Here is a 7,466-nt window from a genome sequence, read left to right as displayed (position 1 = left end):
GCTGACCTCCGGTCAGCCGGGGCTGCTGCTGCGCAGCCGGGCCCCGCTGCCGAGGCCGTACGAGGTGCCGCTGCCCGTGCCGCCGCTGCTCGCGCCGGTCAGTACGAGCGGCACGGCGGACGTCTACGAGATCACCCAGCGGCCGGCGCGGCTGCGGATCCTCCCGGGTCTGGAGACCGACGCCTGGACCTATGGCGGGACGTTCCCGGGGCCGACCCTCGTGTCCCGTTCCGGACGCCGGACGGTCGTGCGGCACCGTAACGAGCTGCCCCGTCCGACCGTGGTCCACCTGCACGGCGGGCACACCCCGTACGGCAGCGACGGCTATCCGACCGCGTTGATCCTGCCTCGGGACAGCACGGCAGGCGCGGCAGGCATGGCGGACATGGCAGGCATGGCGGGGATGCCGGGGATGTCAGGGGCCGGTGGCGCGCAGGACGCCGTCTCCGGGCAGCGGACGTACACGTACCCGATGGAGCAGCGGGCGGCCACCCTCTGGTACCACGACCACCGCATGGGCTTCACCGGACCGAACGTCTGGCAGGGGCTGGCCGGGTTCCATCTGGTCCACGACGACGAGGAGGAGGCCCTGCCCCTGCCCGCCGGGGAGCGCGACATCCCGCTGCTGATCGCCGACCGGTCCTTCGCGGCCGACGGCTCCTTCCAGTACCCGGCGCTCGATGCGGGACAGGGCACGGCGGGCGTCACCGACCGGTACATGGACGGTGTCCTGGGCGACGTCGTCCTGGTCAACGGGGCGCCCTGGCCGGTGCTCGAAACCCGGCGGCTGCGCTACCGGCTGCGGCTGCTCAACGGCTCCAACGCCCGCCGCTACCGACTGGCGCTCGACCCCCCGCCGCCGGGCGGCGCCGCCCTGGTGCAGATCGGCGGCGACGGGGGCCTGCTGGAGCGGCCGCTCGCGCACGACGCCCTGGACATCGCGCCGGGCGAACGCTTCGACGTGGTCGTCGACTTCGCCCGCTACCGGCCCGGCACCCGGGTGCGACTGGTCAACCTCCTGGGCAGCGGCGGCACGGCGGACGTCATGAGGTTCGACGTCCTGGGCGGCCGGCCTCCGGCCGACGACTCCCGGGTACCGGACCGGCTCTCGGTGATCCCCGCGCCGCGGGCCGAGCGGGCGGCGGCGATCCGTACCTTCCACTTCCAGCGGCGGGGCGCGGCGGGATGGACCATCAACGGCCGCCCCTACGAGGCCGGCAGGCCGCTGGCGACAGTCCGGCTCGGCACCACCGAGGTGTGGCGCTTCGTGACCGACTTCCACCACCCCGTGCACCTGCACCTGAACCACTTCCAGGTGACCGCCCGCAACGGCCGGTCGCCCGGCCCGTACGACGCGGGCTGGAAGGACACCGTGGATCTGCGTCCCGCCGAGTCCGTGGAGATCGTCACGCGTTTCACCGACTACCCGGGGCGGTTCCTGCTGCACTGCCACAACCTCGAGCACGAGGACATGGCGATGATGGCCGACTTCGTCACGGAGTGAGCCGGGCCGCGGGCCGGGCGCGGGCCTGGCGCGAAACGATCAGTCAGTGCCCGCGCTCCTGGACGCCACGCCACGCCCCGGCGCCGACGCGGTCGAGCCGCGTACCACCAGCTCCGGCATGAACACGAACTCGCTGTGCGGGGCGGGCGTCCCGCCGATCTCCTCCAGGAGCGTGCGCACCGCGGCCTGTCCCATCGCCGGGACCGGCTTGCGGACGGTGGTCAGCGGCGGGTCGGTGAACGCGATCAGCGGGGAGTCGTCGAAGCCCACCACGGACACATCGCGCGGGACCTCCAGACCCAGCTGCCGGGCCGCGCGTATCGCGCCGAGCGCCATCATGTCGCTCGCGCAGACGATCGCCGTGCAGTCGCGCCCGATCAGCGCGGTCGCGGCGGCCTGGCCGCCCTCCAGGGTGTACAGCGAGTGCTGCACCAGCTCGGTCGTCACCGTCGTCGCGTCGAGCCCCAGCTGCTCCTGCATCGCCCGCACGAAGCCCTCGATCTTGCGCTGCACCGGCACGAACCGCTTCGGCCCGAGCGCGAGCCCGATCCGGGTGTGGCCCAGCGAGGCGAGGTGGGTCACCGCGAGCGTGGTCGCGGCCCGGTCGTCGGGGGAGATGAACGGCGCCTGCACCTTGGGCGAGAAGCCGTCCACGAGGACGAAGGGCACGCCCTGCGCGCGCAGCCGCTCGTAGCGCTGCATGTCGGCGGTGGTGTCGGCGTGCAGCCCGGAGACGTAGATGATCCCGGCCACCCCCCGGTCCACCAGCATCTCGGTCAGCTCGTCCTCGGTGGAGCCCCCGGGGGTCTGGGTGGCCAGCACCGGGGTGTAGCCCTGCCCGGTCAGTGCCTGGCCGATGACCTGGGCCAGCGCCGGGAAGATCGGGTTCTCCAGTTCGGGGATGATCAGGCCCACCAGGCCCTCGCTGCGCCGCCGCAGCCGTACCGGGCGCTCGTAGCCGAGCACGTCCAGCGCGGCGAGCACGGACTGGCGGGTGGCGGACGCGACGCCCGGCTTGCCGTTGAGAACACGGCTGACGGTCGCCTCGCTCACCCCCGCCTGCGCTGCGATGTCGGCAAGCCGTGTGGTCACGCCACCGGACTGTACCGGCCGTGGCCTGCCCTGCGCACCGGCGGGACGCCGTGCACGGCTCGCCGAACGGCCCGCCGTGGATTGCCGCGTCATCGCGCTCCTCGTCCCTCTAGGAATCACATCGCTCTGCCCGCCGGGGGGTCGCCCCGGCTCACGGCCGCAAGGGGATGATCCCGGCGGCGACACCCTGCGGCAAGAGCTTGCAGAGTCTTGCACAAGTGTCCGTCAACCCTCCTACCGGCGGAAGGCCTGTATTTCGACAAGGTCTGGGGCAGGTCACGACACGGTAACCCCACGGCGTTCTTGCACTTTTTTTCTGCAAGGTCTTTCGCCAGGATTGCATCGCTGTTACGTTCCCAGTCGCCCGGCCGCGGCAATGGCGCAGTCGGCAAGTCGCAGGCGGCGGCAGACGGGGCCGCTCCTGCAAACTCGGGCTTTCACCCTCAAGGAGAACTCATGCGGCGTGGCATAGCGGCCTCCGCGCTCGTGGCGTCCCTCGCCCTCACGGCGACGGCGTGCGGCGGGAGCGACAGCGACAGCAAGTCGAGCGGCCCGGTGACCCTCACCTGGTGGGACACCTCCAACGCCACGAACGAGGCGCCGGTCTACAAGGACCTCATCGGGCAGTTCGAGGCCGCCAACAAGGGCATCAAGGTCAAGTACGTCAACGTGCCCTTCGACCAGGCGCAGAACAAGTTCGACACCGCGGCCGGTTCCAAGGGCGCCCCGGACATCCTGCGCTCGGAGGTCGGCTGGACCCCCGCGTTCGCCAAGAAGAGCTACCTGCTGCCCCTGGACGGCACCGAGGCCCTGGCCGACCAGGCCAAGTTCGAGCCGAACCTGATCAAGCAGGCCCAGTACGAGGGCAAGACCTACGGCGTGCCGCTGGTCACCGACACCCTCGCGTTCGTCTACAACAAGGCCCTGTTCAAGAAGGCCGGCATCACCGAGGCGCCCAAGACCTGGGACGACCTGAAGAAGGACGCTGCCACGATCAAGGCCAAGACGGGCGTCGACGGCTACTGGGGCTCCACCCAGGCCTACTACGCGCAGACCTTCCTCTACGGCGAGGGCACCGACACCGTCGACGTCGCCGCCAAGAAGATCACCGTGGACTCCCCCGCGGCCAAGAAGGGCTACGGCACCTGGCTCGGCCTGTTCAACGGCAAGGGCCTGCACAAGGCCGACGCCACCGCCGACGCCTACGCCCACATCCAGGACGCGTTCGTCAACGGCAAGGTCGCCGCGATCGTCCAGGGCCCCTGGGAGATCACCAACTTCTACAAGGGCTCGGCCTTCTCGGACAAGGCCAACCTCGGCATCGCCCCCGTCCCGGCCGGCTCCACCGGCAAGGCGGGCGCCCCGACCGGCGGCCACAACCTCTCGGTCTACGCCGGTTCCGACAAGGCCCACCAGACGGCGGCCCTGAAGTTCGTGAACTTCATGACCTCGGCCAAGTCCCAGGAGACCATCGCGCTCAAGAACTCCACCCTGCCGACGCGGAGCGACGCCTACACCGACCAGGTCAAGGCCGACCCCGGAATCGCCGGTTACCAGGGCGTCCTGTCCGTCGCCCAGCCGCGCCCGGCGCTGCCCGAGTACAGCTCCCTGTGGGGCCCGCTGGACACCGAGCTGCCCAAGATCGCCAGTGGCGGCGAGCCGCTGGACAAGGGCCTCGGCAACGCCGAACTGGCCATCGCCAAGCTGGTGCCCGGCTTCGGCAAGTGAGCCCGCGTGACCGCCGGACCCTCCTCGCCGTGGGGGATGGGGAGGGTCCGGCGGTCACCGGACGGCGCCCCGCGCGTCCCGGCCCGTACCCGAACTTTCCAGAAGGTGTCGAACCATGACAGTCGCCATCGACCGCGCGACCGGCGAACGCCGAGGTGAGCGCGCGCCCCGTCCCGGGCTGGCGCAGCGCCTGAAGAACGGCTACCAGCGGTACTGGTACGCGTACGCGATGATCGCCCCGGTGGTCGTCGTCCTCGGTGTCCTGGTGGGCTATCCGCTGGTGCGGGGCTTCTACCTCACCCTCACCGACGCCAACAGCCTCAACTCGGCGCGCACCATCGGTGTCAACCACATCGACGCCACCTACAAGTTCATCGGGCTCGACAACTACCAGGACATCCTGTTCGGGCCGACCGCCTACGACAGGTTCTGGTCGCACTTCCTCTGGACCGTCTTCTGGACCGTCGCCTGTGTGACCCTGCACTACCTGATCGGGCTCGGCCTCGCCATGATGCTCGACCAGAAGCTGCGCGGCCGCACCTTCTACCGGGTGCTCCTGGTGCTGCCCTGGGCCGTGCCGACCTTCGTCACCGTCTTCTCCTGGCGGATCATGCTCGCCGACGGCGGTGTGGTCAACCAGGTCCTCGGCGCGCTCCACCTGCCCGGACCCGCGTGGCTGGAGGACCCCTTCTGGCAGCGGTTCGCCGCCATCATGGTCAACACCTGGTGCGGTGTGCCGTTCATGATGATCTCGCTCCTCGGCGGGCTCCAGTCCATCGACTCCACGCTCTACGAGGCCGCCGAGATGGACGGCGCGAGCGCCTGGCAGCGCTTCCGGCACGTCACCCTGCCCGGACTGCGCTCGGTCAGCTCCACCGTGATCCTGCTCGGCGTGATCTGGACCTTCAACCAGTTCGTGATCATCTTCCTGCTGTTCGGCACGACCTCCGCGCCGGACGCGCAGATCCTCGTGACCTGGGCCTACAAGCTCGGCTTCGGACAGCAGCCGCGCGACTTCGCCCAGTCCGCCGCCTACGGCGTCCTGCTGCTGTCGATCCTCACCATCTTCACCTCCTTCTACTTCCGCTGGCTGAAGCGCAATGACCAGCTCGCCGTCTGACGCCGCAGGAGCCGCCGCCATGAGCACCACGACCCTTGTCGAGAAGTCCGGGAACAGCACGCCCGCCGTCGCCCCGGCCGTCCGCGCGGTCCGCCGGCGCGGCGAGCGCGGCCCCCTCGGCAGCGCCCTGCTGCACGGCGGCCTGATCCTCGCGAGCCTGATCGCGCTCGCCCCGGTGGCCTGGCTGTTCTTCCTGTCCCTCGGCCCGGACAAGGACGCCTACCTCCACCCCCGCAAGATCCTCGACACCGCGGACTTCTCCAACTACGCCTACGTGCTCCAGCACACCGGCTTCTTCGACTGGTTCCAGTCGACGCTCATCGTGGCGCTCGGCACCACCGTCATCGGCGTCTTCGTCGCCGCCACCACCGGCTACGCCGTCTCGCGGATGCGCTTCCCCGGCTACAAGCAGCTGATGTGGATCCTGCTGCTCACCCAGGCGTTCCCGATCGCCATCCTGATCGTGCCGATGTACGACATCTTCGGCGAGCTGGGCCTCATCGACACCTACTGGGCGCTGATCCTCATCAACTGCACCACCGCGGTGCCGTACAGCGCCTGGTTGCTCAAGGGGTACTTCGACACCATCCCCTTCGAGATCGACGAGGCGGGCCGGGTGGACGGGCTCACCCCGTTCGGCACCTTCTTCCGGCTGATCCTGCCGCTGGCCCGGCCCGGTCTCGCCGTCGCCGCCTTCTACAACTTCATCACGGCGGTCAGCGAGGTCGCCTTCGCGACGACCTTCATGCTGGACGACTCCAAGTACACCTTCGCCGTGGGCCTGCAGACCTTCGTCAGCGAGCACGACGCGCAGTGGAACTACATGGCCGCGACCGCCGTGCTGATCGCGATACCCGTGTCGGTGTTCTTCTACCTCGTGCAGAAGAACCTGGTCACCGGCCTCACCGCAGGCGGCACCAAGGGCTGACGCCCGCCCCCCATGCTCTCGAACCAACCTCGTCACGCACCAAGGACGCCATGAGCCAGCAGCATCTCGCAGCCCCGGCCGACGAAACCGCCGTCGCCACCGTCGCCCAGCACCGCGACTGGTGGCGCGGCGCGGTGATCTACCAGGTCTATCCGCGCAGCTTCGCCGACAGCAACGGCGACGGCATGGGCGACCTGGAAGGCGTACGCGCCCGACTCCCGTACTTGCGCGACCTCGGCGTGGACGCCGTCTGGCTCAGCCCGTTCTACGCCTCCCCGCAGGCCGACGCGGGCTACGACGTGGCCGACTACCGCGCCGTCGACCCGATGTTCGGCAACCTGCTCGACGCCGACGCGCTGATCCGCGACGCGCACGGGCTCGGCCTCCGCGTCATCGTGGACCTCGTGCCCAACCACTCCTCCGACCAGCACGAGTGGTTCAAGCGGGCGCTCGCGGAGGGCCCCGGCTCGCCGCTGCGCGAGCGCTACCACTTCCGCCCCGGCAAGGGGAAGAAGGGCGAACTCCCGCCCAACGACTGGGAGTCCATCTTCGGCGGTCCCGCCTGGACCCGGGTCACCGAGCCCGACGGCACGCCCGGCGAGTGGTATCTGCACCTCTTCGCGCCCGAGCAGCCCGACTTCAACTGGGAACACCCGGCGGTCGGCGACGAGTTCCGCTCCATCCTGCGTTTCTGGCTGGACATGGGCGTGGACGGCTTCCGCATCGACGTGGCCCACGGGCTGGTCAAGGCCGAGGGTCTGCCGGACCTCGGCGACCACGACCAGCTCAAGCTGCTCGGCAACGACGTGATGCCGTTCTTCGACCAGGACGGCGTGCACGAGGTCTACCGCCAGTGGCGCACGGTCCTCGACGAGTATGCGGGCGACCGGATCTTCGTCGCCGAGGCGTGGACCCCGACCGTCGAGCGAACCGCCCGCTACGTCCGCCCCGACGAGCTGCACCAGGCGTTCAACTTCCAGTATCTGAGCACCGACTGGGACGCCGACGAGCTGCGCGGGGTCATCGACCGCACCCTGGACGCGATGCGCCCGGTCGGCGCCCCGGCCACCTGGGTGCTCTCCAACCACGACGTG

At 70.1% G+C, this 7,466-nt stretch carries 6 protein-coding genes; 5 read left to right on the top strand and 1 reads right to left on the bottom strand.

From position 1 onward, the window contains the following. Position 1: 1 nt before the first annotated feature. On the top strand, positions 2–1,504 hold the full coding sequence (locus GTW40_RS31095) for a multicopper oxidase domain-containing protein (protein ID WP_237525857.1): 1,503 nt from the start codon (positions 2–4) through the stop codon (positions 1,502–1,504). Between the two features lie 39 nt (positions 1,505–1,543). Here GTW40_RS31095 and GTW40_RS31090 read toward each other — a convergent pair whose 3' ends face one another. After that, a complete protein-coding gene (locus GTW40_RS31090) occupies positions 1,544–2,596 on the bottom strand; it encodes a LacI family DNA-binding transcriptional regulator (protein ID WP_161183472.1) in 1,053 nt (350 codons plus the stop codon). Between the two features lie 456 nt (positions 2,597–3,052). Here GTW40_RS31090 and GTW40_RS31085 point away from each other — a divergent pair, with 456 nt between their 5' ends. From GTW40_RS31085 to GTW40_RS31070, 4 genes are all read left to right on the top strand, one after another. After that, entirely contained in the window at positions 3,053–4,324 is a 1,272-nt protein-coding gene (locus GTW40_RS31085; RefSeq protein WP_161183471.1) for an extracellular solute-binding protein, read from the top strand. A gap of 115 nt (positions 4,325–4,439) precedes the next feature. After that, positions 4,440–5,444 (top strand): sugar ABC transporter permease, encoded by a 1,005-nt coding sequence (locus GTW40_RS31080; protein ID WP_161183470.1) that lies wholly within the window; start codon positions 4,440–4,442, stop codon positions 5,442–5,444. 19 nt (positions 5,445–5,463) lie between these two features. Next, complete coding sequence (locus GTW40_RS31075; RefSeq protein WP_161183469.1) at positions 5,464–6,372, top strand: carbohydrate ABC transporter permease; 909 nt, start codon at positions 5,464–5,466, stop codon at positions 6,370–6,372. Positions 6,373–6,422: 50 nt separating this feature from the next. Beyond that, a partial coding sequence (locus tag GTW40_RS31070) for an alpha-amylase family glycosyl hydrolase (RefSeq protein WP_237525856.1) occupies positions 6,423–7,466 on the top strand: 1,044 nt, incomplete at its 3' end.

This window comes from Streptomyces sp. SID4985 (assembly GCF_009863025.1).
In the GTDB taxonomy this organism is placed as follows: Bacteria; Actinomycetota; Actinomycetes; order Streptomycetales; family Streptomycetaceae; genus Streptomyces.
Note: the sequence above shows the minus strand (reverse complement) of the source record. Positions and strands in the feature narration are given on the sequence as shown.

Coding starts and splice junctions, on each gene's coding strand:
- GTW40_RS31075 (WP_161183469.1), top strand. CDS start 5,464: ATGAGCACCACGACCCTTGTCGAGAAGTCCGGGAACAGCACGCCCGCC.
- GTW40_RS31080 (WP_161183470.1), top strand. CDS start 4,440: ATGACAGTCGCCATCGACCGCGCGACCGGCGAACGCCGAGGTGAGCGC.
- GTW40_RS31085 (WP_161183471.1), top strand. CDS start 3,053: ATGCGGCGTGGCATAGCGGCCTCCGCGCTCGTGGCGTCCCTCGCCCTC.